This is a genomic window from Streptomyces sp. NPDC057950, assembly GCF_042887295.1.
GTDB lineage: Bacteria > Actinomycetota > Actinomycetes > Streptomycetales > Streptomycetaceae > Streptomyces > Streptomyces kaempferi.
The window spans coordinates 93,372-116,710 of sequence record NZ_JBHVPP010000022.1 but is presented as its reverse complement, the minus strand read 5'-3'; the positions used below and the strand labels follow the sequence as shown (position 1 = coordinate 116,710).

The following is a 23,339-nucleotide window of genomic DNA, read 5'->3' as shown; positions in this document are numbered from 1 at the left end:
TCAGCCCTCGTCCTCCGTCAGCCGCAGCGAGATGCTGTTGATGCAGTACCGCTGATCGGTGGGGGTCGCGTACCCCTCACCCTCGAAGACGTGCCCGAGATGCGATCCGCAGCGGGAGCACCGCACCTCGGTCCGTACCATCCCGTGCGTGCGGTCCTCGATCAGCTCGACCGACTCGGAGTCCTTCGGGTCGTAGAAGGACGGCCAGCCGCAGTGCGACTCGAACTTCTCGTGCGAGGTGAACAGCTCGGCACCGCAGGCGCGACAGGAGTACACGCCCTTGGCCTTGGTGTCGGTGTACTCCCCGGTGAACGCCGGCTCCGTGCCCGCACGGCGCAGAACGGTGTACTCGGCCGGGGTCAGCTCCGCGCGCCACTGCTCGTCCGGCTTTTCGATGTCGTACGACATGAAGCTCAACCCCTTACAAACGCTGTGACTACTTCGACAGACGGGCCAGGATCCCGGGTCCGAGATCGGTCACGTCACCCGCGCCCATGGTGAGAACGAGATCACCCGGCCTCGCCATTCCCGCGACGACCGAAGGGGCCTCCGCTTTGTCGTGGACCGGCGTCACGTCCGCGCCCGCCGCCCGCGCCGCGTCGACGATCAGCTCACTGGTGACGCCCGGGATCGGGTCCTCGCGAGCCGGATAGATGTCGAGGACCACGGAGGCGTCCGCCAGCGACAGGGCCTCGCCCATCTCCTTGGCCAGCTCCTGCGTGCGGGAGAACAGGTGCGGCTGGAACAGGACCAGGATCCGGCCGGAGACGCTCGCGCGCATCGCCTCCAGGTCCGCCGTCATCTCCGTCGGGTGGTGCGCGTACGAGTCGACGACCTGCACACCGGCCTCCTCGCCCTTCAGCTGGAGGCGGCGCTTCACCCCGGTGTAGGAGGCGAGCGCCGGGGCCAGCTCGGCCGCCGGGACGCCCAGCGCCGCACCGGCCGCCAGCGCGGCCACCGCGTTGTGCGCGTAGTGGCGGCCGGGGACGGAGACCGTGAAGGTCAGCCGCGCGCCGTCGAGGTCCACCGTCACCTCGCTCTTCAGGCCCTGGGGGACGACGGACAGGACCCGGACGTCGGCGTCCGCCGACTCGCCGTACGTCACCACGCGCACGCCGGCCGGCAGCCGCCGCGTCAGCTCGCGCGCACCCTCGTTGTCCGCGGAGATCACCAGCGTGCCGCCGGGGACGATCCGGCCCGCGAACGTCTCGAAGGACTCGTAGATCTCGTCCATGGACGCGTAGTTGGCGTGGTGGTCCAGCTCCACGTTGAGGACGATCGCCACCTCGGGCGCGTACTTGTGGAAGCTGCGGTCCGACTCGTCGGCCTCGGCGACGAAGATCTCGCCCTCGCCGTGCAGCGCGTTCGAGCCCGGTTCGTCCAGGTCGCCGCCGATCGCGTACGAGGGCCGCAGCCCCAGTTCCGAGAGCGACACCGCCAGCATCGACGTCGTCGTGGTCTTGCCGTGCGTGCCCGCGACCGCGATCGGGCGCAGCCCGTCCATCAGCCGGGCGAGGGCGTCCGAACGGTGGACGACCGGGACACCCAGCTCGGCGGCGCGGGCCAGCTCCGGGTTGTCGGGGCGGATCGCGGACGAGACGACCACGCAGGTGGCGTCGGAGGCCAGGTGGTCCGCGGCGTGCCCGATGTGCACCGTCGCGCCCAGCGCGCGCAGGGCCTCGGCGGTCGCGGACTCCTTCGCGTCGCTGCCCGCCACCTTCGCCCCGCGCTGCGCCAGGATCTTCGCGATGCCCGACATCCCGGCTCCGCCGATCCCGATGAAGTGCGGTCGGTCCATGGCGGTAGGAAGGCCGGGTGCCATGCGTGTCTCTCCCCAGGTGGTGCGACAAGAAATGCGACAGGAAACAGGAAATACGAAGCGGTGCGGCGGGTCGTACGACCGCCGCCGCGGTGCGTCCGGCGTCTTACGCCGGACGGGCCCAGCCTATGCCTTGCTGTGCGAGAACAGTTTCAGCACCGGCACACCGACCTTGTGGCGGGCGCGCGAGGCCCAGTCCCGGTGGAAGAACTCCTCCACGTAGTGCGGGTCGGTCAGCACGATGACCTCGTCCGCGTCGATCTCGTCGACCAGGCCCTTCAGCGCGTCCAGCGGGTGGTCCTCGATGAGCCGGCCCTCGGCCTCGCTGCCGGTCGCGCGCAGTGCCACCAGGGACACTTCCAGCGCCCGCTGTCCCTGGCCGGCCGCCTCCTCGCCCTCCGGGGTCTCACGCTCGTGGGCCGCCTCGTCCAGCTCGCCCAGCGCCACGTCGTCGATGGCCCGCAGCAGCCGGTCCGCCTGGTCGCCCCGTGGCTGGAGCAGCACATGAAAGGCGACCGTCTCGTCACCGTGCAAGGTGGTGACGAACTCGATATCGGCGGACGTCAGGGCCTTCTCGATCATCAATACGCTTGTGAACACGTCAGACGCCCTTCTCCTCCGTGGGACTCGCTGGCCCCCTGCGGAAACCATCCTGCCCCGTGATCGCACGGGGTCTGCGCGATTTCGTGTGCCCAGCGGAAGATAAACGGAACTGGATCTTCCGACGACCGGTCAGGATCGACGGTAGCGGGTGAACAGAAACCCGGCCTCTTCCAGCAAGGACGCCAGTTCGAACCGCTTCGGGACCTCCGTCGAGGGCCCGCCGGCGATCCGCTGCGCGCCACCGGCGGTGAGGGTCGGCGACATCGTCAGGCACAGTTCGTCGAGCACCCCGGCCGCCACCAGCTGGCCCAGCAGCCGCGGACCACCCTCCGTGAGCAGCCGGGTCGGCCCGCGGTCGGCGAGGACCCGTACGGCACGGGCCGGGTCCACTCCGGTGCCCTCCCCGGCGAACACCACCTCGGCGCCCGACCTCCGCGCGGCCGCGACCCGGTCCGGTGCCGCCGCGGCCCCCGTCAGGACCAGCGTGGGCACCAGGGGCGAGGTGAAGAGAGGGAGCGAGAAGTCCAGGTCCAGGCCCGCCGTGACGACGGCGATCGCGGGCGCGGGACCCTGCCCGGACGCCTCCCGTGACGCCGCGAACTCGGCCCGCGCGCGTGCCGGGCGGTACCCCTCCTGGCGGACCGTTTCCGCACCGACGAGCACGACGTCCGCGAGCGCCCTGAGCACCCCGAAGATCCGCATGTCGGCGGCGCTGGAGATGCCCTGGGACTTCCCCTCGTGCTCGGCGGCGCCGTCGAGCGTGGAGACCATGTTGGCCCGCAGCCAGGGCGTACGCACGCCGTCGGCAGGGGCGTCCGGGTAGGCGTAGACCTCCGCCAGCTCCAGGAGCCCCCACTCGCGGTCCGCCGCATCCGCACCGCGCACACCGGGCGCATCAGGGGCGCCGGCGGCCCCGGCCGCGCCCTGGGCTGCTGTTTCGTAGGTCACAGGGAACAGGCGTCGCATGTCGTGCAGTGTGGCACGGCGCTTAGAGTGGTTAACCGTGTCGTCCTCCACCGCCGCCTCCGGGATCGATCCGATACCCGAAGCAGCCCCCCTGTCCCTGTGCGCCCGCGAGCCGCACGTGCCCGCGGACCGGCTCGTCGCCGAGATGGTGCCGCCGCCGCGCTTCGACTCGGTGCGCTTCGATACGTACATCCCGGACCCGAACCAGCCGAGCCAGACCGAGGCCGTACGCGTCCTCGCGGACTTCGCGGCCGGGCTCGGCGGGGCGCACGCCGTGGGGGGAGCGAAACGGGGCCTCTTCGGCTTCGGCAGGGGCAGGGCGCAGAGAACCCCCGCCGGCCCCCGCGGCGTCTACCTCGACGGCGGCTACGGAGTCGGCAAGACCCATCTGCTCGCCTCGCTGTGGCACGCGACGCCGGCGGAGCCCCCGCTCAAGGCCTTCGGCACCTTCGTGGAGCTGACGAACCTGGTCGGCGCGCTCGGCTTCCAGAAGACCGTACAGACGCTCTCCGGCCACCGGCTCCTGTGCATCGACGAATTCGAACTCGACGACCCGGGCGACACCGTCCTCGTCTCCACGCTGCTCGGCAAGCTGGTCGACGCGGGGGTCGCGCTCGCGGCCACGTCGAACACCCTGCCCGGAAAGCTCGGCGAGGGCCGGTTCGCGGCGGCCGACTTCCTGCGAGAGATCCAGGGCCTGTCCGCGCACTTCCGTCCGCTGCGCATCGACGGCGAGGACTACCGCCACCGCGGGCTGCCCGAGGCCCCCGCGCCGTTCACCGACGAGCAGGTCACGAAGGCCGCCTACGCCACCGGGGGCGCGTCCCTCGACGACTTCCCGCATCTGCTCGACCACCTCGCACGCGTGCACCCCAGCCGCTACGGGGCGCTCACGGACGACCTCAAGGCCGTCTGCCTCACGGACGTCCAGCCGGTCGAGGACCAGTCGACGGCGCTGCGGCTGGTGGTGCTCGCCGACCGGCTCTACGACCGTGAGGTGCCCGTCCTCGCCTCCGGCAGGCCCTTCGACACGCTCTTCAGCGAGGAGATGCTGAACGGCGGCTACCGCAAGAAGTACTTCCGCGCGATATCCCGGCTGACCGCCCTCGCGCGGGACGCCAAGAAGCTCGTGGAGGCGTAGTTCCCGGCGCCCTGCGGGCGGGTCGCGGAGGAGCCCACCCCGCTCGGGGCCGCGGCGGTCACGGGGGACGCACGGCGTGATCGCTCCCGGCCCGACCGGCGTAAAATTCGCATATCGGGCTTGGTGCGCTCAGGCGCAGCGGGCGACTCGAAAGGGGGTCGTCATGCTCCAGGAAATCCTGGTGACCGGTGTGGCGATCGGTTCCGCGGGGCTGGTCTACGTCGCGGCGGCGGCCCGGGTCGTCAAGCAGTACGAACGAGGCGTGGTCCTGCGGCTCGGGCGGCTCAGGGGTGGGGTACGGCCACCAGGGTTCACCCTGGTCGTCCCGGGCGTGGACAGGCTGCGCAAGGTCAACATGCAGATCGTCACGATGCCGGTGCCCGCGCAGGACGGCATCACCCGGGACAACGTCACGGTGCGCGTGGACGCGGTCATCTACTTCAAGGTGGTGGACGCGGCCGACGCGGTCATCCAGGTCGAGGACTACCGCTTCGCGGTCTCGCAGATGGCGCAGACGTCGCTGCGGTCGATCATCGGCAAGAGCGACCTCGACGACCTGCTGTCCAACCGCGAGAAGCTCAACCAGGGCCTGGAGCTGATGATCGACAGCCCGGCCATGGGCTGGGGCGTGCAGATCGACCGGGTGGAGATCAAGGACGTCTCACTGCCGGAGACCATGAAGCGGTCGATGGCCCGGCAGGCCGAGGCCGACCGTGAGCGGCGGGCCCGGATCATCAACGCGGACGCGGAACTGCAGGCGTCGAAGAAGCTGGCGGAGGCCGCCGGGGTGATGTCCGAGCAGCCGGCCGCGTTGCAGCTGAGGCTGCTGCAGACGGTGGTGGCGGTGGCGGCGGAGAAGAACTCCACGCTCGTCCTGCCCTTCCCCGTCGAACTGCTGCGGTTCCTGGAACGGGCCCAGCAGCCGGCCGCGCCGACACCCGAACCCGCGGAACCGCCGCCGCCCCCCGATCCCAACTCCGGCACCAGCAGCTGAACTTCGGGATCAGCCCGGTGAGCTCCGCGATGGTGAGCTCCGCGACGAACCCGGCGACGAGTCCCGGGACGGGGCGTGACCACGCGCAGGAGCCGGAGTCGTCACCGACTCCGGCTCCCGTTGGTGCCGTTCTCTCAGGTGTCAGCAGCCGCCGCCACCCCAGCCGCCGCCGCCGTGGCCGCCGCCACCCCAGCCGCCACCGCCCCAGCCGCCGCCCCAGCCGCCACCGCCGTAGCCGCCTCCCCAGCCGCCGCCGCCGTAGCCGCCGCCGCCCCAGCCGCCGCCACCGTGGCCGCCCCAGTTGTAGTCGGATGCCACTGCTTGGGTGTGGCTGGTGGTGGTGGCGGCACTCGCTATGCCCGCTCCACCGATAGCCAGGGCCAGAGTGGCGAACAGGCCCGCGAGCAGCCTGAAGATCATTACTTTCTTTACCCGCATGGTGCTTTCCCTTCCAGGGGGCGTTGACGGGTCCATGTCCTGGTGACCGCGTTGACGCTCAGCGCCGGTGAGGCACTGACGCGTCTGCGAGAGGGCCCGGTACATCGGCCGTGGAATGAACGGGAGTTGCCGTCGTCGACTCACACGCGACAAGCGTGGCATCGGGCCCACCGAGGCCGCTGCGTTCAGCGGTCCTCGCGGCGGGACACCCGTTCCGTCGAACAGTTCGGCGACCATCTGGCCGTCGATCAGGAGAGGAAATTGTCCGCCCTATACCAGGTAACAGGCGGCTATCTCGTTTGATCTCCATCTAACCTAGACATACGGGAGATGGAAGTCAAACCGAGCGAAAAGGTCTCCGCCGTCGTGAATCCGGACGGGCACACCTCATCCAATTCACCCGCCCCGTCGTGTAATTGAGGGGCGCCCGGACCGGCCCCGACGGCTCCGGCCGCCTCGCCCGCAGGGACGCGTCCCCTGCCGCCGACGCGCGCGTGCGGCGTACGGCCGAAGGGGCGACGACACCGGGGAGTGTCCCGGCGCGCCGACGGCCGGTCCCTGGCGTCGTCACCGGTCCCGCCCGCACAGCTACCGCGAACTTACGCTGCGTGTGGCCGAGTTGGACACCGCGTACCGCTCAGAAGCCGTCCGCCGGCGGCCAGGTCGCCACATCAGGAGCCCGAGCCGTGAGTAGCGGGGCCCGTGCTCCCGACGCACCATCGAGGGACACGGCCGGAAGGGGTACGCGGTGGGCGAGAAGGACGGCACACGGGGCAGCGGGCCGACGAAGGCCGACGGGCGGGACGAGGCCGAGGGGTCCGGCCACGTCAGCGCGCTGCTGCGCCTCCCGGACGGCGACGGCGTGGACCTGACCTCGTACGACGCCCGGGACACCCCCGCCTGGCGGGGCGGCAAGGCCGCCGGTCTGGCGGCTACCGGGGACATGCGCCAGGGCCTCGCCGACCTGCAGGAACGCCTGTGGGCGGCGAGCACGGCGGGCGACCGGCGGCGGGTGCTGTTGATCCTGCAGGGCATGGACACCAGCGGTAAGGGCGGCACCGTGAAGCACGTCGTCGGGATGTTCAACCCGGCCGGCTGCCGCATCCGCGCCTTCAAGGCACCGACTCCCGAGGAACGCAAGCACTCCTTCCTGTGGCGGATCAGGCGGGCGCTGCCCGAAGCGGGTGAGATCGGCATCTTCGACCGTTCGCACTACGAGGACGTCCTGGCCGCCCGGGTCCGCGGGCTGGCTCCGCACAAGGAGATCGCCCGCCGCTACCGGGAGATCAACCGTTTCGAGGAGTCCCTCGCCGACGACGGCGTCACCGTCGTGAAGTGCTTTCTGCACATCTCCTACGACCAGCAGCGCCGCCGCCTGCTGCGTCGCCTCGACGATCCGGCCAAGCACTGGAAGTTCAGCCCGGGCGACATCGAGGACCGCGCGCTGTGGCCCGAGTACCGCAAGGCGTACGAGATCGCGCTCGACCGCTGCTCCACGCCCCGGGCTCCGTGGTTCGTGGTTCCCGCCGACCGCAAGTGGTACCGGAACTGGGCGATCGGCACGCTGCTCCTGGAGCACCTCGAAGCGCTGGACCCGCGGTACCCGAAGGCCGACTTCGACGTGACGGAGTACCGGAAACAGCTGCTGAAGAGCGTTTGACCCTCATCCGCGGCGGCCGCTCGGCGCTTTCCGGAGCAGCCGCCGCGGATGACGTTGCCATGGAGCGCACTCCAAGGTGTTCGCTGGCGCGGGAAGCACCACGGCGTCTCGACGGAGTGGGCGCCGGGTTTCACGAGGAGCACACCATGACACAGAAGACCTGGTTCATCACCGGTGCCTCACGGGGCTTCGGCCGGGAGTGGGCGATCGCGGCGCTGGAACGCGGCGACTCGGTGGCCGCCACGGCCCGCGACCTGTCCACCCTGGACGATCTCTCCGCGACGTACGGCGAGCGGTTCCTGCCCCTGCGGCTCGACGTCACGGACCGGGACGCCGACTTCGCCGCCGTGCGCCAGGCGCACGAGCGGTTCGGACGCCTCGACGTGGTGGTCAACAACGCCGGATACGGCCACTTCGGGATGGTCGAGGAGATCACCGAGGCGGAAGCCCGCGCGCAGCTGGAGACGAACCTGTTCGGGGCGCTGTGGGTCACCCAGGCGGCGCTGCCCTTCCTGCGCGAGCAGGGCAGTGGTCACATCCTGCAGGTCTCCTCCATCGGCGGCATCAGCGCGTTCCCGCTGGTCGGCATCTACCACGCGTCGAAGTGGGCGCTCGAAGGGATCAGCCAGTCGCTGGCCCAGGAGGTGGCGCCGTTCGGCATCAAGGTCACCCTGATCGAGCCCGGCGGGTTCGCCACCGACTGGGCCGGCTCCTCGTCGAGCACGTCGCAGCAGTTGCCGGTGTACGCCGAGTACCACGAGCAGGTGCAGGCACAGCGCCGCGAGCGTGTGGGCACTCCGGGGGACCCGCAGGCGTCCGCCGCGGCCGTGCTGGAACTCGTGGACGCCGCCGAGCCGCCCCTGCGCTGCTTCTTCGGCACGGCCCCGCTGGGCATCGCGAAGGCCGACTACGAGCAGCGTCTGGCGACGTGGGAGAAGTGGCAGCCGGTGGCGGAGCTGGCCCAGGGCTGAGCGGCACCCGGACAGCCGAGGCGCCCGGACGGCCGAGGCGCCCGGACGGCCGACGTGGCCGGACGGCCGAGGCGCCCGGACGGCCGACGTGGCCGGACGGCCGACGTGGCCGGACGGTCCGAGGCGGCCGGACGGTCCGAGGCGGCCGGACGGTCCGAGGCGGCCGGACGGTCCGAGGCGGCCGGACGGTCCGAGGCGGCCGGACGAGTGGCTTCCGCGTCGTGGTCGTCCGACTCCACAACCGGCGACCCGATAGTCACATTTGCCTAGATATCTTCGTCTCGTGATGATTCCCGTACGACGCGTCGTCGCGACCTGTGCCTCCGGGGCCCTGGGAGTCGCCCTCGCCGCCTGCGGGGCAAAGGCCCCCGGGACCCCGACGCCGGCCCCGCCGGGTCCCCCGGCGTCGGCCTCCGGCAACGCCGTGCCCTCACGGCCGCCCACGCTGGCCCCGGGCCCCAGCGGGCTGACCCCTGTCTTCGCGAACGGCCCGCGCACCCGGGGCAGGACCGTCGCCCTGACCTTCGATGCGGACATGACGGCCGACCAGGGGCCCCGGGCGGCCGGCGGGGAGCATTTCGACAATCCGCAGCTGATCAACACGCTCCGCACGTTCAAGGTGCCGGCGACCGTGTTCATGACGGGGCGCTGGGCCGACCAGTACCCGGCGGAGGCGAGGGCCATCGGACGGGACCCCCTCTTCGAGGTCGCGAACCACTCGTACAGCCACCACGCCTTCACCAAGGACTGCTACGGGCTGCCGACCGTCTCCGAGGACAGGATGCGGGCGGACGTGGAAAGGGCGTACGCCGCGTTCAGGAGGGCGGGCGTGCCCCACCCCATGCCGTACTTCCGCTTCCCCGGAGGGTGCTACGACCAGCGGGCGCTGCGGACCCTGAGCGCGGTCGGGGTGACCGCGGTGCAGTGGGACGTGGTGAGCGGGGACGCGTTCGCCACCGACTCCGACGCCGTGGCACGGCAGGTGCTGCAAGGTGTGAAGCCCGGGTCCGTCGTCGTCATGCACTGCACACGCAGTGCGGCTCCGGCGACCGAGCGGGCTCTGCGGACGATCGTCCCCGAACTGCGGAAGAAGGGCTACCGCTTCGTCAAGGTGTCCGAACTGATCGGGGCGGCGAACCGGCACCCGTAAGTGCCCCGGACTCCCGCCGTACGCTGGGGCCATGAGCGAGGAGTACCGCACCACCACCCCGGGCCCGCCGGCCACCCCCGCCGTGGCCGGCCCGCCGTTCGCCGAGTGTGTGCTGTGCCGGAAGCCGACGGAGTACCCGCAGTCGTACAAGGGGATCACGCTGTGCCCCGTCTGCGAGTGGCAGGAGGCACAGCGGACGGCCTGCTCCGGGTGACCGGCGGTTCCGCGTGACCGTCCGCTCCCGGGCGCCGTCTGGTACCGCGTGAGCGCCGGACCCGGAGCCCCTCCGCGGCCGCAGGCCCCGCGGTCGCGGTGACCCCCGGTCGTGGGCACTCCTCACGGTGACCGGCGTGAGGTGAGCGCGCAAGCCGCCGCGAGCGCCGCCGCCGTGAGCAGCACGGCGCCCGCCAGCGGCAGCAGCGGAGCGGGAACCGTACCCGTCCGCGAGCCGCTGACCAGGTCCGTCAGCGCCGCCCGCGCGGGTGAGCCCGGCGCCACCAGGGCGAGCAGCACCACCAGCAGCATCGCCGGAACGGCGCGCCCCGGTGTGCGCAGGAGCGGCCAGGTCGTGAGCGCGCCGACCGCCGTACCGAGCAGGGCGCACACCAGCGCGGCGAGCAGTCCGGCGCCGGCCGCCGCGAGCACCGGCACCCGCTTCTGGTGGTCCGTGCTCGCCGGGTCGCTGATCAGCGTGACGACCAGGGTGGCCGCGACGCCGATGAGTACGGCCGCGGCCAGCGCGACGAGCAGGCAGGCGAGGTGCGCCCGGCCGGGGCCGGCCGGGCGCTCGCGCAACCGCGGGCCGCCGGCGGCTCGTTGGTGGCGCAGACCCGGACCAGCCAGGCGGCGACGGGCAGCACCGCGGCGGCCGCGTAGCCGAGCGAGTCGAGCACCGGCTGGCCGCTCTGGACGCCGATCCCGAGGAAGGCCGCGTACAGGACGAACGGCGGCAGCCAGCGCTGGGAGCGCAGGAGGAGGGCTGTCTGGTAGCGCAGGAGGGCGGTCATCGGCGGCTTCCCTTTCCGAGCGGCGGTACGTCGTCCCGCTCGGCGCCGGGGACGGATCCCGGCCCCGCGTGTCCCGGCTCGGGGCTTTCGGGCTCCGCCGGCTCCACGCTTTCAGGCTTCACCGGCACCACGCTCACCACGTGCCACGGCGGGTGTGCCGTCAGCAGGGCGCGCAGCAGGACGTCCGAGCGGGACGCCGGGACGGTCAGCCGTACGGTGCCCGGTGCCGTCTCGTCGACCGATGCGGCGAGGCGTACCGCGTCGGCCGGCGGTGCGGTGTCCGGCGGCCCCTGGACCTCGACGAGGACGTGCGGTCCCTCCGGCGTCGGGGCGGCCGTCCGCGGACGGTGACCGAGGGCCCCGCCGGCCACCGTGTACGTCGCGTCCGCCGCCCCGGCGAGCCGTCGTGGGTCGTGGTCGACGAACACCACCGCTCCCCCGGCCGCGGTGCGTTCGGCGACGGCGCGTTCGAGTTCGGCGCGGGCGGCGGCGTCCAGGCCGGTCCATGCCTCGTCGAGGACGAGGAGGTCCGGCGCGGCGAGCAGGGCCTGCGCGACGGCGACCTTCTGGCTGCTGCCCTTGGACAGCTCCGCCATCGGCGTACCGGCGTACGCGGCGGCGCCCAGCCGCTCCAGCCACGCCCCGGCGGCGCGGGCGGCGGCCGGGCGGGCCAGGCCGTGGACGGCGCCGAGGTGGGTGAGATAGCCGGACGCGGTGAAGGGGAGCGCCGCGGGGAACCGCTCGGGGACGTAGGCCGTGCGCGGACGCCCGGTGATCCGGCCCTCGGTGGGTGCGTCGATCCCGGCGAGGAGACGCAGGAGGGTGGACTTGCCGGTGCCGTTGGCGCCCTCGACGCGGATCAGCGTGCCGGGGGTGACGTCGAGATCGACGCCGCGCAGGATCCAGGAGCCCCGGAGCCCGTAGCGGCGCCCGACGCCCTCCAGTCGTAGAGCGTTGTTCATGCGGTCATCCTCGCGCAGCACGCGCCGAGGAACAGATCTTCCGCCTGGCACACTGGGGAGGTGAGCAGCGACCCCACCACATCCGGCGACAGTCCCTTCCGCAACGAGCGCATCGCGCGCGACGAGGCACCGCAGTTCGTGCTGCCCATGGTCGTGCGTATCGAGAAGACCGCTCCCCCGGCGCGGACGGACGCGCTGGAGACCGCGGCCCGCGCGGTGCTGACGATCCTCGGCGACGAGCGGTCGCTGGGGGACGGCGAGTGGGCGCAAGCCATGCGCGACTGGCAGGACGCCCGGATCCGCAAGGTCGTACGGCGGGCGCGCGGTGCGGAATGGCGGCGGGCCGAGGCGCTGCCCGGCATCACGGTGACCGGGAAGTCGGCCGAGGTACGGGTCTTCCCGCCGGTCCCGCTGGACGGCTGGCCGAAGGATCTCGCCCGGCTCCAGGTGTCCGGTACGGATCTCGACGATCCGGAGCCACCGGCGGACGCCGACACCACCGCACCGACGCTGTGGCTCAACCCCCATCTCGACATGTCCGCCGGCAAGACGATGGCGCAGGCCGGGCACGGCGCCCAACTGGCCTGGTGGGAGCTGTCGGACGAGGAGCGGGCGGCCTGGCGCGACGCCGGTCTCCCGCTCGCGGTCCGCACCGCGGACAAGGACCGCTGGGGTGAACTCGTCCTCTCCGGGATGCCGTTGGTCCGCGACGCGGGCTTCACGGAGATCGCGCCCGGGGAGACCGTGGTGGTCGAAGGGGTGGACCGCGTCGGGTCGCTCCCGCGCTGACGACGGTACGGAGATCGCGCCCGGGGAGACCGTGGTGGTCGAAGGGGTGGACCGCGTCGGGTCGCTCCCGCGCTGACGACGGTCACGGGCGGACCGCTCCCCCCTCGCCGCGCTCTTCCCTCGTGTCGCGTCCGTCGCGCGCCGATGCCCCCCGGGCCCGGCGGAGCCGGAGGACGTGGGCGTCGCTTCCCGGACGGTGTGTCAGGTGGTGATGGTGGCGACCGGGTCGAGGCCGTAGGTCCGGGCGTAGCCGTTCTCGGTGCCGACGAGGAGGTCCACGATCTCGAAGTAGCGGTCCCAGAACGGGGTTTCGCGCAGCGCGTCGACGAGGAGGTGGTAAGCCGCGTGGTGGTCGGCCTCCCAGACCCAGACGTCGGTGACGCGGGTGGAGTAGAACTCCGTGTCGTAGAAGCGTGACCGGACGCCGTTGGTCCTGGCCCTGATCGCGGGGACGACCTGGGTGGCGAAGGCGTTCACCCGTTCCTGCGGGGTCATGGCGAGCCACTCGGGTGTGGTCTTGATGAGCATGAACGCGGTGACCGGTGGCGCGGTTTCCTCGGCGGGCATGACGGGCGGCTCCGAACTGGCGGACGGTTTCGGTGCGGTGGGCATCTCGGCTCCTGGTGAGCGGGTGGGCGCGTCCTCAGGAGAGGACGGCGGGCTCGAGGGTCTGGGCGCACCACTGCGCGCGAAGGTGGTCGCGGAGGCGGTGTCCAGGGTGCGGACGACGCCCTCGTCGAGGCCCTCGTCCTTGGCCCGCTTCATGTCGACGATGCCCTGGACGAACGCCTCGTCGAGGCCGTGACCGACGAGGGTGGTGTACAGCTCGCCGAGCGGCCGGCGTTCGCAGCGGACGGGACGGCCGAGCCGCTGGCTGATGATCCGGGCCAGGTCGTCGGGGGACAGATCCTGCGGCCCCAGGACCGGGACGCTGTCGCTGCCGGTCCACGAGCGGTCGAGCAACAGCCCGGCCGCGGCGGCCGCGATGTCGGCGACGGCGACGAGGGGGGCCTTGCGTCCGGCCTCGACGACGTCGGTGAAGACGCCCTTCTCTCCCGGATCGATTCGGCCTCCTCCAAGAGGTTCTCGAAGAAGGAGGGGTTCGCCAGGGCCCGGTACGCGACGCCGGTGCCGGCGATGAGGTCGTCCATGGCGAGGGACGCGACGGAGGCCACCACTGGCTCCGCGGCGCCGTCCGCAGGACCCTCCACGCATCCGGCGGCCCGACCGGCTGAAGCCGCCGGTCCGACCGGGCCCGCAGCACCGGCCGCAGGTGCGGTCGGTGCCGCCGGTGCGGCCGGTGCCGCCGGTGCCGCCGGTGCCGCCGATGCGGCCGATGCGGCCGATGCGGCCGATGCGGCCGATGCGGCCGATGCGGCCGAACGACGGTGTCACCACCTCGTCGAGCCCGTCGCCCGCGGCGCCGGGCCAGGTCGGCACCGTCCGGCCGGAGCCTTCCGACCCGGACGACCTGCCGCGCTGGCCACGACGGGTCCACGGGGGCCCGTCCCGCGGCGGCCCCGGTGGAACCTCAAATGTTGCTCTGAACGTCCGCCTTGTTGGATTGCGCCCGCGGTCCCGGGGCCATGACCCCGTCACACCGCGGGACGGGTCCGTCGTGGGGAGACGACGGGCAGGCCGGGCAGGGCGTGACGGAGGAGGGGACATGACGCAACTGGGGCGGCTGGGAACGGGAATCGGGTGGCGGCCGGAGATCGCCGAGGCCGTGGAGCACATGCCCGGCATCGACTGGGTCGAGGCCGTGTCGGAGAACCTGTGCCCCGGGCACCTTCCCGAGTCGCTGCGGCGGCTGCGCGAACGGGGCGTCACGGTGGTGCCGCACGGCGTCTCGCTCGGCCTCGGCGGCGCGGACCGCCCCGACGAGTCGCGCCTCGCCGCCCTCGCCGAGCGCGCCGCCATGCTGGGCGCGCCACTGGTCACGGAACACATCGCGTTCGTACGGGCCGGGGGCGCCCTCACCGCGTCGCCGTCGCTGGAGGCGGGGCATCTGCTGCCGGTTCCGCGCACCCGGGACGCGCTGGACGTGCTGTGCGAGAACGTCCGGATCGCGCAGGCCGCGCTTCCCGTCCCGCTGGCCGTGGAGAACATCGCCGCGCTGCTGTGCTGGCCGGGCGAGGAGATGACCGAGGGGCAGTTCCTGTACGACCTGGCGGACCGCACCGGCGTACGGCTGCTCATCGATGTCGCCAACCTCCACACCAACCACGTCAACCGCGGCGAGGACCCGGCCAAGGCCCTGGACGAACTCCCCGTCGAGGCCATCGCGTACGTGCATGTCGCCGGCGGCTTCGAGCGCGACGGCGTCTGGCACGACAGCCACGCCCATCCCGTGCCCCGCCCGGTCCTCGACATCCTGGCCGATCTGGCGTCCCGGGTGATCCCGCCGGGGGTCCTCCTGGAACGCGACGAGAACTTTCCCGAGCCGGCGGAGCTGGAGAGGGAACTGGCGGCGATCAGGGGGACGTTGGAGGAGGCAGGGGCGACGGCGGGGGTGAGGGGTGGCGGCACGGCGGGGAGCGAGCCGTCGCCCGTGCCGGCCGCGTCCGACACGACCGTCCCCGCTCTCACGCCCCCTCCCGCCGCGGCTCCCGGCCTCGCTTCCACACCCGGCCCCGGCCCCGACCTCGGCCTCGCTTCCACGCCGGACCCCGATCCCGACCTCGCCTCCGCACCCGGCCCCGGCCCGGCGCCGGCCCGTCAGCGTCTCGCCCTCGCGCAGGCCGCCCTGCTCTCCGCGCTCGTCGCGGGTACCCCGGTGCCCGAGGGGTTCGACCGGGTGCGGACGGGAGTGCAGGCGCGGGCCCTCGCGGCCAAGCGCGCGGACGTCGTCGCGAAGGTGGCGGCGGAGCTGCCCGAGCTGCTCGGTGACGGCTACCGGGCCGCCTTCCTCGGGTACGCGCAGGGCCGTCCGATGACCGGCGGCTACCGGCGCGACGCGCTGGACTTCGCCGAGCACCTGCTGCTCGCCGGGCATCCGCGTGACGCACGGACACGGCAGCGGTTGCGCGACTGGTGGCTGGAGCGCTCCGGTCCGGCACCGCGATCACAGCGGCCGACGGCCCGGCTGGCCCGCGCCACCCGCCGCGTGCTGCTGGGCCACTGAGCGGACCCTTCCCACCCCGGCGCGGTGGGGTGCGGTGTCAACCCCGGCGCGCTCCGGCTCCGCCGGGCCCCGCGGACTCTCCGGGCACGCCCGTCCCCGTCACCTCGTCGGCGGTCTGTCCCTCCCCCGGCCGCCACCCGCGCCGGGAGCTGACCCTCCGCCGCCGCGCAGCGAGCCGAGGCCCCATCGCGACACGCGGCCGCACCCGAACGTCACAGACCCACAACGCTCCGTCCACATCGTGAACAGACCGTGGCGCCGGACTGCCCGGGTCGCATAGAAACACGCCATGTTCTGGGTCCTTCTCCTGCTCCTGGCCTGGGCCGCGGCCGGCACGTCCTGCGTCCGGCTGTGCCTGGCCGCCGTACGGGCCGCGGCGGTCGACGCCGACGCGGCGCGCGGACACCACCTCACGCTCTACGAGGCGGCGTTCCTGTCCGGCGGCCCGGACCGGGTCGCCGATCTGACCCTGGTCTCCATGGCCCGTCAGCGCCGCCTGCTGCTCGCGCACACCGGCTGGGCGACGGTCGTGGACCCCCGCGGGCGCGACGACATGGAGCGTTCGGTGATCGGGGCCATAGGCCCGGAGGGACAGTCCCGGATAGCGCCCGTACGGGCGACGACCGCCGCCGCGGACTCGGTGCGCCGCCTCGCCGACCGTCTCGTCGCCGCCGGCCTCGCCGTGCCCGACGGCGCCCGCACCACCGTCGCGGGCGCCGTCCGCCAGGTCCAGGCCGCCTCGGCGGCCGTCCTCGCGCTCGGTGCCGTGGCCGTCCTGATGCCCTCTCAGCCGCGCGCCGACGACGTGCCGGTCGCCGTCTGGTTCGCCCTCCCGCTCATCCTGACGCTGAGCTGCCTCGCCATCGCCCGCATCGAGGTCCACCCCTACACGCGCTGGGCCTCCCCGGCCGGGCAGCGACTGCTCGGCACCCTCGCCCGGCACACCGACGTCACCGCGGACGACCGCACGTACCTCACCTCGGTCGCCGTACGGGGCATCCGCGCGGTCGGCGAGCCCGGTCTGCGCGCTGCCTTCGCGCACCGCGACCGGACGGCCGGCCGGCAGCGCTGACCGGCGCTCCAGGGGGCGCATAGGAGTCATTGCGGCCGACACCGGCACCCGGTGCTTTACTTCACCCACCGCCGAACGAAACATCCCCTTTGTCGCTGCCGTGCGCTGAAGGGATACGCGATGAGAGCTGCCGTCCTCTGCGGAACCGCCGGGTCCTTGCTCCTGACCGCCCTCACCGGCGCTCCCGCGGGCGGCGCGCCGGCCCTGCCGGACCCCACGGGCCTCACGGCGTCGGCCCTGGCGCACGGTACGGCCGTCGCCGCCGCGCGCGCGACGGCCGCCGGAATCCGCTTCGGAGCCTGTTCCAAGGAGACGGGACTCCCCGCCGGCCTGCGCTGCGGCACGGTCGAGGTGCCGCTCGACTACACGCACCCCGACGGCAAGCAGATCAGACTGACCGTCAGCCGGGCGGGGGCCACCGGCAAGGACACGCGGAACGCGAAGCACAAGGTGCCGCGGCAGGGCGCCCTGGTCTACAACCCCGGCGGTCCGGGCGCCTCCGGCATGTACTTCCCGCTGTTCGGCTCCCTGCCCGAGTGGAAGCGGATCGCGGCGGCGTACGACCTGGTGGGCTACGCCCCGCGTGGGGTCGACCGCTCGGCCCCGCTGTCCTGCAAGGACCCGAAGCGCTCCGTGAAGGGGCCCTCGCCGTCACCGACGTATCCCTCGGAGTCGTACAAGAAGGAGCGCATCGCGGAGGCGCAGGCGTACGCGCGCGGCTGCCTGGAGCGCTCCGGCCAGGCGATCCGGCACTACAACTCGCTCAACAACGCTCGTGACCTCGACGTGCTGCGCGCCGCGCTCGGCGAGCGGAGGCTGACCTTCATGGGGGCGTCGTACGGCACCTACTTCGGCGCCCTCTACGCGACGCTCTTCCCCTCGCACGTGCGCCGGATGGTCTTCGACTCGGCGGTGAACCCCGCCCCCGGCCAGATCTGGTACGAGAACAACCTCGACCAGTCGGCGGCCTTCGAGGGCCGCTGGGCCGACTTCCGGGCGTGGACCGCCCGGCACGACGAGGTGTACGGGCTCGGCACCACCGCCGAGGAGGTACTGCACAGCTACGAGAAGGCGCGGGCGCAGCTCGCCGCGTCGCCCGCGGGCGGCAAGGTGGGGCCGGCGCAGTTGCAGGGCGCGTTCCTGGAGGCGGGGTACTACGACGGTTACTGGCCGCGGCGCGCCCTGGCGCTCTCCGCCTATCTGAAGGGTGACCCGAAGCCGCTGATCGAGCAGGCCGCGCATACGGAGGCGTCGGTCGGGGCGGAGAACGCGGGTGCCGTCTACACGGCGGTCGAGTGCAACGACGCGCCCTGGCCGACCCAGTGGCGCACCTGGGACCGCGACAACACCCGGCTGGCGCGCAGGGCGCCGTTCGAGACCTGGGACAACGTGTGGATGAACCTGCCCTGCGCGTACTGGCCGGTGCCCCGGCAGCGGCCCCTCGACGTACGGACGCTGCCCGGGGTGCTCGCGCCGACCCTGATCCTGGCGGCCGAGCGGGACGCGGCCACGCCGTACGAGGGAGCGCTCGAGTTGCAGCGGCGGCTGTCCGGTTCCGTGCTGGTGACCGAGAGCGGGGCCGGGACGCACGGGATCGGCGGCGGCCCCAACAAGTGCGTCAACGCCTATCTTGACGCGTATCTGCTGACGGGACGGCTGCCGGGGTTCCGCGCGCAGTGCGCGCCGCGCGCGGAACCGGAGCCGGCGGGGCCGAAGCCGGCGGCGCCGGGCGGCCGCGCGCCGCACGCCAAGGACGCGCGGGCCTCGTAGGCCGCGCGGCCCCGCGCCGGACAGCGGTCAGGCGAGACCGGCGACCAGTTCGGCGACGTCCTTGCGGCGGCCCGTGTAGAACGGGACCTCCTCGCGGACGTGCAGCCGGGCCTCGGAGGCGCGCAGGTGACGCATGAGGTCGACGATGCGGTACAGCTCGTCGGCCTCGAAGGCGAGGATCCACTCGTAGTCGCCGAGGGAGAACGAGGCGACCGTGTTGGCGCGCACGTCCGGGTAGCCGCGGGCCATCTTGCCGTGGTCCGCGAGCATCCGCCGGCGGTCCTCGTCGGGCAGCAGGTACCAGTCGTAGGAGCGTACGAACGGGTAGACGCTGATGTAGTCGCGGGGCGTCTCGTCGGCGAGGAACGCCGGGATGTGCGAGCGGTTGAACTCGGCCGGGCGGTGCAGCGCCATGTTCGACCAGACCGGCTCGAGGGCGCGGCCGAGCCGGGTGCGGCGGAAGAGGTTGTACGCCTCCTGGAGCTGGTCGGCGGTCTCGGCGTGCCACCAGATCATCAGGTCCGCGTCGGCGCGCAGCCCCGACACGTCGTACGTGCCGCGGACGGTGACGTCCTTCGCGGCGAGCTGGTCGAAGAGCTCCTGGACCTCGTCGGCGTATCCGGCACGGTTCTCGGGAAGCACGTCGCGCAGCCTGAAGACGGACCACAGGGTGTAGCGGATGACCTCGTTGAGGTCCTTGGCCTTCTTGCCGATGTTCGGGATCTTGGCGGGGGCGTCGTCACTCATGGGCCTATTCTCCCGCGCCGCCGTGCAGGCTCTGCACCGGGTTCCTGATCAGCGTGTCCAGTCCGGCGCGGTCGCCGCCGAGCTGGTCCACGGCGGCGTACGCGCTCGCGATGCAGGCGGGGATGCCGACCCCGTCGTACGCGGCGCCGCAGACCGCGAGGCCGGGGAGCCCGGCGACGTGCGCGCGGATCCGGGCCACCCGGGTGTGGTGTCCGACCGGGTACTGCGGGAGGCCGTCGTCCCAGCGGGTGACGCGGGTGGCGACGGGCTCGGCGCTCAGGCCGGTGGCCTCGCGCAGGTCGTGGCGGGACACGTCGACGAGGCCGGCGTCGTCGCGGCCCAGCACCTCGCTGTCGCCGTACCGGCCCACGGAGGTGCGCAGGACGAGCAGTCCGGGGTTCTCCTCGTCGATCCAGCCCCACTTGCGGGAGGCGAAGGTGGACGCCTTGATGGTGTGACCGTCGACGGGCGGGACCAGGAAGCCGCTCCCCTCGGGGAGGTTGCCGTCCGCGCGCCGGTAGGCGAGGGTGACCAGCGCCATGGAGGCGTACTCGACGGCGGCGAGCTCGCCGGCCGCGGCGGGCGCCTCGGCCCGCAGCAGGGTGGCGGCGGCCGGGGCGGGCAGGGCGAGGACGACGGCGTCGGTGTGCAGCACACGGTCTCCGGCCACGACGCGCCAGCCGGACTCGGTGCCCCGCGTCCGGCGCAGCTCCGTGACCGGGGCGCCGGTGACGATCTCGCCGCCCCGCGCGCGCACCGACTCCGCGACCGCGAGCGGGAGTCGGCCGACACCGCCTTCGATGCCCATGAACACCGGGCCGGTCTGCTGGTGTGCGGCGGCCTTGGCCTGGATCGCGCGCACCGCCTGGGTCAGGGAGGCGTGGGTGCGCGCCGCCTCGAAGAGCTGGGGGACGGCGGCGCGCAGGGAGATGCGATAGGCGTCACCCGCGTAGACACCGCCGAGCAGGGGTTCGACCAGCCGGTCGACGACCTCGCGGCCGAGGCGCGCCGCCACGTACTCCCCCACCGCGACGTCGTCACCGATCTCCGTGCGGGGCAGTTCGGTGTCGCGCCCGATGCGGCGCAGGCCCTCGTCGGACAGGACTCCGTGGAGGGCGGCCGCGGTGCCGGGGACGCCCATGACGTGTCCCTTGGGCATGGGCCGCAGGGCGCCGCGGGTCCACAGGGAGGCGGTCGCGGTGGCGGGCGGCTGAAGGCGGTCGGCGAGCCCCACCTCGCGGGCGAGCGCGACCGCCTCGGGGCGCCGGGCGAGCATCGACTCGGCTCCGAGGTCGACGCGGGCGCCCGCGATCTCGCCGGGCAGCAGCTTGCCGCCGACGCGGCCGGATGCCTCCAGGACGGTCACCCGGGCACCGCGGTCGAGGAGACGGTGGGCGGCGGCCAGACCGGCGATCCCGCCCCCGATGACGACGACATGCCCCGTACCCGTACGACTGTCCTGTGCGTGCATGTCTCCACTTTCTCAGAACCCGCCGGGGCGTCCGCCGGGCCCCGGTGTCCGGCGCGAGTCCCGACCGTGACCTCATCGGGACCGGAACACCCCAACGTCCTGCCGGGTCCGGGCGTCGAAGAGTCAGCATCCGTCGCGAGACCCGGGGGTACGCCCACATGCACACACCACGTTCGGTACGCCGCGCACGAACCGGCCGGGCCCTGGCCGGGGTCCTGCTCGTCTCCTCCCTGGCGCTGGCGGGCTGCGGCGCCTCCGGTGACGGTGGCTCGAGCAGCGACAAGGCGGCCTCGGGGGACCAGAAGGCAGGCCCGGCTGCCAAGGAGGCGGTTTCCGGAGCCGCGGACGGTGCCGCCCCGGACAGTGCCGCCTCGGGCGCGGGCGGCTCCCGTTCCGCCGGCGCGCCCAGGCTGGAGACGAGCGGCATCATCCGTACCGCGTTCCTGACCGTGCAGGTCAAAGACGTCCCCAAAGCCCTGGACGAGGCCCGGGTCACGGCCACCGGCGCGGGCGGTTTCGTCGGTGACGAGACGACCACCCGGGACGGCGGGGGCCACGAACGCACCCGTGTCGTGCTGCGGGTGCCCACGGACCGCTACGACCAGGTGCTCGCCGATCTGGGCGGTGCGGGGAAGATCCTGGAACGGACGGCCAAGGCGCAGGACGTCACCGACCAGGTCGTCGACGTGGAGAGCCGTATCAAGTCGCAGCGCGCGAGTGTGGCCCGGGTCCGCGGGCTGATGGACCGGGCGGCCAAGCTCAGCGACGTGGTCGCCCTGGAAGGGGAGTTGAGCAGCCGCGAGTCCGACCTGGAGGCACTGCTCGCCCGGCAGTCGTCGCTGAAGGACCGCACCGCCCTGGCCACCATCACGCTGTCGCTCTCCGAGACGCCGGTGCGCAAGGCGGCGGTCAAGGCCGGGGAGCCCGGCTTCGTGGACGCCCTCGCGGGTGGCTGGGACGCGTTCGTCACGACGCTGCGCTGGATCGCGATGGTGTTGGGCGCGGTGCTCCCGTTCGCCGTCTGCGCGGCGGTGCTCGTGGCGCTGTGGCTGCGGTTCGGACGTTCCCGGCTGCCGCGCCGCCAGGCGGCGGCACCGGCCGCGTCGGGCGCGGGTTCGCTTCCGGCGGCGCCGCCGGTGCGCGGGGAGGGTGGCAAGGACGCCTGAAATGGCGGGCCCCCGTAGCGTGTTCGCATGAGCATGAACCGTACGAACGCGACGGACGTCACCGGCAGCACAGGCGGGACCGGTGGGGCGGCGGAACGGCTGGTCGTCATCGGCGGCGACGCGGCGGGCATGTCCGCCGCGTCGCAGGCGCGCCGGTTGCGGGGCCCGGACGAGCTGGAGATCGTGGCGTTCGAGCGCGGCCACTTCACCTCCTACTCGGCCTGCGGCATCCCGTACTGGGTGGGCGGCGACGTCTCCGGGCCGGACCGGCTGATCGCGCGCTCGCCGCAGGAGCACCGGGAGCGGGGCATCGACCTGCGGATGCGCACCGAGGTCACGGAGATCGATGTCGCGGGCGCCCGGGTGCGCTCGCGGGACCTGGAGTCCGGGGCGGAGGCGTGGACGTCGTACGACAAGCTCGTGATCGCGACCGGCGCCCGTCCGGTCCGCCCCGACCTGCCGGGGATGGACGCTCCCGGTGTGCACGGGGTGCAGACCCTCGACGACGGCCAGGCGCTCCTGGACACGCTGGCCGCGAGGCGGGGCCGGCGCGCGGTGGTCGTCGGCGCCGGCTACATCGGCGTGGAGATGGCCGAGGCCCTCATCAACCGCGGATACGAGGTGACGGTCGTCAACCGTGGCGCCGAGCCGATGGCCACGCTCGACCCGGACATGGGCCGGCTGGTGCGGCGGGCCATGTCGGGCCTGGGCATCACCATGGTCGACGGCGCCGCGGTGACCGGGATCGTCACCGGCGCCGACGGGGTCCGGGCGGTCGCCACCCAGGACGCGGAGTACCCGGCGGACGTGGTCGTGCTCGGCATCGGCGTGCGTCCCGAGACCACGCTCGCCAGGGCGGCCGGGCTGCCGCTGGGCGACCACGGCGGGCTGCTCACCGATCTGGCGATGCGGGTGCGCGGACACGAGAACATCTGGGCGGGCGGTGACTGCGTCGAGGTCCTCGACCTGGTCTCGGGCAGCGAGCGGCACATCGCGCTGGGCACCCACGCCAACAAGCACGGGCAGGTCATCGGCAGCAACGTGGGCGGCGGATACGCCACCTTCCCCGGTGTGGTGGGCACCGCGGTGAGCAAGGTCTGCGACCTGGAGATCGCGCGTACGGGGCTGCGCGAGAAGGACGCGCGCCGGGCGGGCCTGCAGTTCGAGACCGTCACCATCGAGTCGACCAGCCGCGCGGGCTACTACCCGAACGCGGCCCTGATGACGGTGAAGATGCTCGCGGAGCGCCGCACCGGACGGCTGCTCGGCGTGCAGATCGTCGGCCGCGAGGGTGCCGCGAAGCGCGTCGACGTCGCCGCGGTGGCGCTGACCGCGCGCATGACCGTGGAACAGATGACGGCCCTGGACCTGGGCTACGCCCCGCCGTTCTCACCGGTGTGGGACCCGGTCCTGGTGGCGGCGCGCAAGGCCGTCACGGCGGTACGGCGCAGCACCGCATAAGGACGCGGGAACCGCGCGACCGGCCACG

Annotated in this window: 21 protein-coding genes and 2 pseudogenes; 12 read left to right on the top strand and 11 right to left on the bottom strand. The window is 73.1% G+C overall.

The window, feature by feature from the left end; all coding sequences use genetic code 11:
- The 4 genes from msrB to ACFVTC_RS31950 form a co-directional block, all read right to left on the bottom strand.
- Nucleotides 1-408 (bottom strand): peptide-methionine (R)-S-oxide reductase MsrB, encoded by a 408-nt coding sequence (msrB, locus tag ACFVTC_RS31965; protein WP_365767779.1) that lies wholly within the window; start codon nucleotides 406-408, stop codon nucleotides 1-3.
- Nucleotides 409-436: 28 nt separating this feature from the next.
- A complete protein-coding gene (gene murC, locus ACFVTC_RS31960; RefSeq protein ID WP_390131940.1) occupies nucleotides 437-1,822 on the bottom strand; it encodes a UDP-N-acetylmuramate--L-alanine ligase in 1,386 nt (461 codons plus the stop codon).
- Nucleotides 1,823-1,945: 123 nt separating this feature from the next.
- A complete protein-coding gene (locus tag ACFVTC_RS31955) occupies nucleotides 1,946-2,419 on the bottom strand; it encodes an indole-3-glycerol phosphate synthase (RefSeq protein WP_390131939.1) in 474 nt (157 codons plus the stop codon).
- A 132-nt stretch (nucleotides 2,420-2,551) separates the two neighbouring features.
- Nucleotides 2,552-3,388, bottom strand: coding sequence for a pyrimidine reductase family protein (locus ACFVTC_RS31950; RefSeq protein WP_390131938.1), 837 nt, complete (start codon nucleotides 3,386-3,388; stop codon nucleotides 2,552-2,554).
- Between ACFVTC_RS31950 and zapE the strand changes: the two genes are divergently transcribed.
- Together zapE and ACFVTC_RS31940 are read left to right on the top strand one after the other, a co-directional pair.
- Nucleotides 3,387-4,529, top strand: coding sequence for a cell division protein ZapE (gene zapE / locus ACFVTC_RS31945; RefSeq protein ID WP_390131936.1), 1,143 nt, complete (start codon nucleotides 3,387-3,389; stop codon nucleotides 4,527-4,529). The genes ACFVTC_RS31950 and zapE overlap by 2 nt on opposite strands.
- Before the next feature lie 163 nt (nucleotides 4,530-4,692).
- Nucleotides 4,693-5,523, top strand: a complete 831-nt coding sequence (locus ACFVTC_RS31940; protein WP_390131935.1) for a slipin family protein — start codon at nucleotides 4,693-4,695, stop codon at nucleotides 5,521-5,523.
- A gap of 141 nt (nucleotides 5,524-5,664) precedes the next feature.
- Here ACFVTC_RS31940 and ACFVTC_RS31935 read toward each other — a convergent pair whose 3' ends face one another.
- Complete coding sequence (locus ACFVTC_RS31935) at nucleotides 5,665-5,961, bottom strand: hypothetical protein (protein ID WP_390131934.1); 297 nt, start codon at nucleotides 5,959-5,961, stop codon at nucleotides 5,665-5,667.
- Between the two features lie 748 nt (nucleotides 5,962-6,709).
- On the opposite strand from ACFVTC_RS31935, the gene ACFVTC_RS31930 reads away from it, so the two are divergent.
- From ACFVTC_RS31930 to ACFVTC_RS31915, 4 genes are all read left to right on the top strand, one after another.
- Nucleotides 6,710-7,621, top strand: coding sequence for a PPK2 family polyphosphate kinase (locus ACFVTC_RS31930; protein ID WP_390131933.1), 912 nt, complete (start codon nucleotides 6,710-6,712; stop codon nucleotides 7,619-7,621).
- Between the two features lie 146 nt (nucleotides 7,622-7,767).
- Complete coding sequence (locus ACFVTC_RS31925; protein ID WP_390131932.1) at nucleotides 7,768-8,592, top strand: SDR family oxidoreductase; 825 nt, start codon at nucleotides 7,768-7,770, stop codon at nucleotides 8,590-8,592.
- A gap of 286 nt (nucleotides 8,593-8,878) precedes the next feature.
- Nucleotides 8,879-9,742, top strand: coding sequence for a polysaccharide deacetylase family protein (locus tag ACFVTC_RS31920; protein WP_390132039.1), 864 nt, complete (start codon nucleotides 8,879-8,881; stop codon nucleotides 9,740-9,742).
- A 31-nt stretch (nucleotides 9,743-9,773) separates the two neighbouring features.
- Nucleotides 9,774-9,956 (top strand): hypothetical protein, encoded by a 183-nt coding sequence (locus ACFVTC_RS31915; protein WP_390131931.1) that lies wholly within the window; start codon nucleotides 9,774-9,776, stop codon nucleotides 9,954-9,956.
- Nucleotides 9,957-10,078: 122 nt separating this feature from the next.
- Here ACFVTC_RS31915 and ACFVTC_RS31910 read toward each other — a convergent pair.
- A pseudogene (locus ACFVTC_RS31910) lies at nucleotides 10,079-10,749 on the bottom strand (ABC transporter).
- The gene (locus ACFVTC_RS31905) at nucleotides 10,746-11,711 is read right to left on the bottom strand and encodes an ATP-binding cassette domain-containing protein (protein ID WP_390131930.1); all 966 of its coding nucleotides are present in this window, start codon (nucleotides 11,709-11,711) and stop codon (nucleotides 10,746-10,748) included. Before ACFVTC_RS31905 ends, ACFVTC_RS31910 begins: the two are co-directional and overlap by 4 nt.
- A 60-nt stretch (nucleotides 11,712-11,771) precedes the next feature.
- On the opposite strand from ACFVTC_RS31905, the gene ACFVTC_RS31900 reads away from it, so the two are divergent.
- Nucleotides 11,772-12,500, top strand: coding sequence for a peptidyl-tRNA hydrolase (locus tag ACFVTC_RS31900; protein ID WP_390131929.1), 729 nt, complete (start codon nucleotides 11,772-11,774; stop codon nucleotides 12,498-12,500).
- 201 nt (nucleotides 12,501-12,701) lie between these two features.
- Here the strand turns inward: ACFVTC_RS31900 and ACFVTC_RS31895 are convergent, their stop codons facing one another.
- Nucleotides 12,702-13,067 (bottom strand): darcynin family protein, encoded by a 366-nt coding sequence (locus ACFVTC_RS31895; RefSeq protein ID WP_390132038.1) that lies wholly within the window; start codon nucleotides 13,065-13,067, stop codon nucleotides 12,702-12,704.
- 76 nt (nucleotides 13,068-13,143) lie between these two features.
- A pseudogene (locus tag ACFVTC_RS31890) lies at nucleotides 13,144-13,666 on the bottom strand (NmrA family transcriptional regulator); the annotation flags it as partial.
- A gap of 500 nt (nucleotides 13,667-14,166) precedes the next feature.
- Between ACFVTC_RS31890 and ACFVTC_RS31885 the strand changes: the two are divergent.
- The 3 genes from ACFVTC_RS31885 to ACFVTC_RS31875 all read left to right on the top strand — a co-directional run bounded on the left by ACFVTC_RS31885 (nucleotide 14,167) and on the right by ACFVTC_RS31875 (nucleotide 18,466).
- The gene (locus ACFVTC_RS31885; protein WP_390131928.1) at nucleotides 14,167-15,624 is read left to right on the top strand and encodes a DUF692 domain-containing protein; all 1,458 of its coding nucleotides are present in this window, start codon (nucleotides 14,167-14,169) and stop codon (nucleotides 15,622-15,624) included.
- 289 nt (nucleotides 15,625-15,913) lie between these two features.
- The gene (locus tag ACFVTC_RS31880; RefSeq protein ID WP_390131927.1) at nucleotides 15,914-16,696 is read left to right on the top strand and encodes a TIGR04222 domain-containing membrane protein; all 783 of its coding nucleotides are present in this window, start codon (nucleotides 15,914-15,916) and stop codon (nucleotides 16,694-16,696) included.
- A gap of 120 nt (nucleotides 16,697-16,816) precedes the next feature.
- Nucleotides 16,817-18,466: an alpha/beta hydrolase gene (locus ACFVTC_RS31875; protein ID WP_390131926.1), complete on the top strand. Its 1,650-nt coding sequence runs from the start codon at nucleotides 16,817-16,819 to the stop codon at nucleotides 18,464-18,466.
- A 27-nt stretch (nucleotides 18,467-18,493) separates the two neighbouring features.
- On the opposite strand, the gene hemQ is transcribed toward ACFVTC_RS31875, so the two are convergent.
- Together hemQ and hemG are read right to left on the bottom strand one after the other, a co-directional pair.
- Nucleotides 18,494-19,213, bottom strand: coding sequence for a hydrogen peroxide-dependent heme synthase (gene hemQ / locus ACFVTC_RS31870; RefSeq protein ID WP_390131924.1), 720 nt, complete (start codon nucleotides 19,211-19,213; stop codon nucleotides 18,494-18,496).
- A 4-nt stretch (nucleotides 19,214-19,217) separates the two neighbouring features.
- Nucleotides 19,218-20,684, bottom strand: a complete 1,467-nt coding sequence (gene hemG / locus ACFVTC_RS31865) for a protoporphyrinogen oxidase (protein WP_390131923.1) — start codon at nucleotides 20,682-20,684, stop codon at nucleotides 19,218-19,220.
- A 158-nt stretch (nucleotides 20,685-20,842) separates the two neighbouring features.
- On the opposite strand from hemG, the gene ACFVTC_RS31860 reads away from it, so the two are divergent.
- Both ACFVTC_RS31860 and ACFVTC_RS31855 read left to right on the top strand, forming a co-directional pair.
- Nucleotides 20,843-21,850, top strand: coding sequence for a DUF4349 domain-containing protein (locus tag ACFVTC_RS31860; protein ID WP_390131922.1), 1,008 nt, complete (start codon nucleotides 20,843-20,845; stop codon nucleotides 21,848-21,850).
- 27 nt (nucleotides 21,851-21,877) lie between these two features.
- Nucleotides 21,878-23,311, top strand: coding sequence for an FAD-dependent oxidoreductase (locus ACFVTC_RS31855; RefSeq protein WP_390131921.1), 1,434 nt, complete (start codon nucleotides 21,878-21,880; stop codon nucleotides 23,309-23,311).
- Nucleotides 23,312-23,339: the final 28 nt, after the last annotated feature.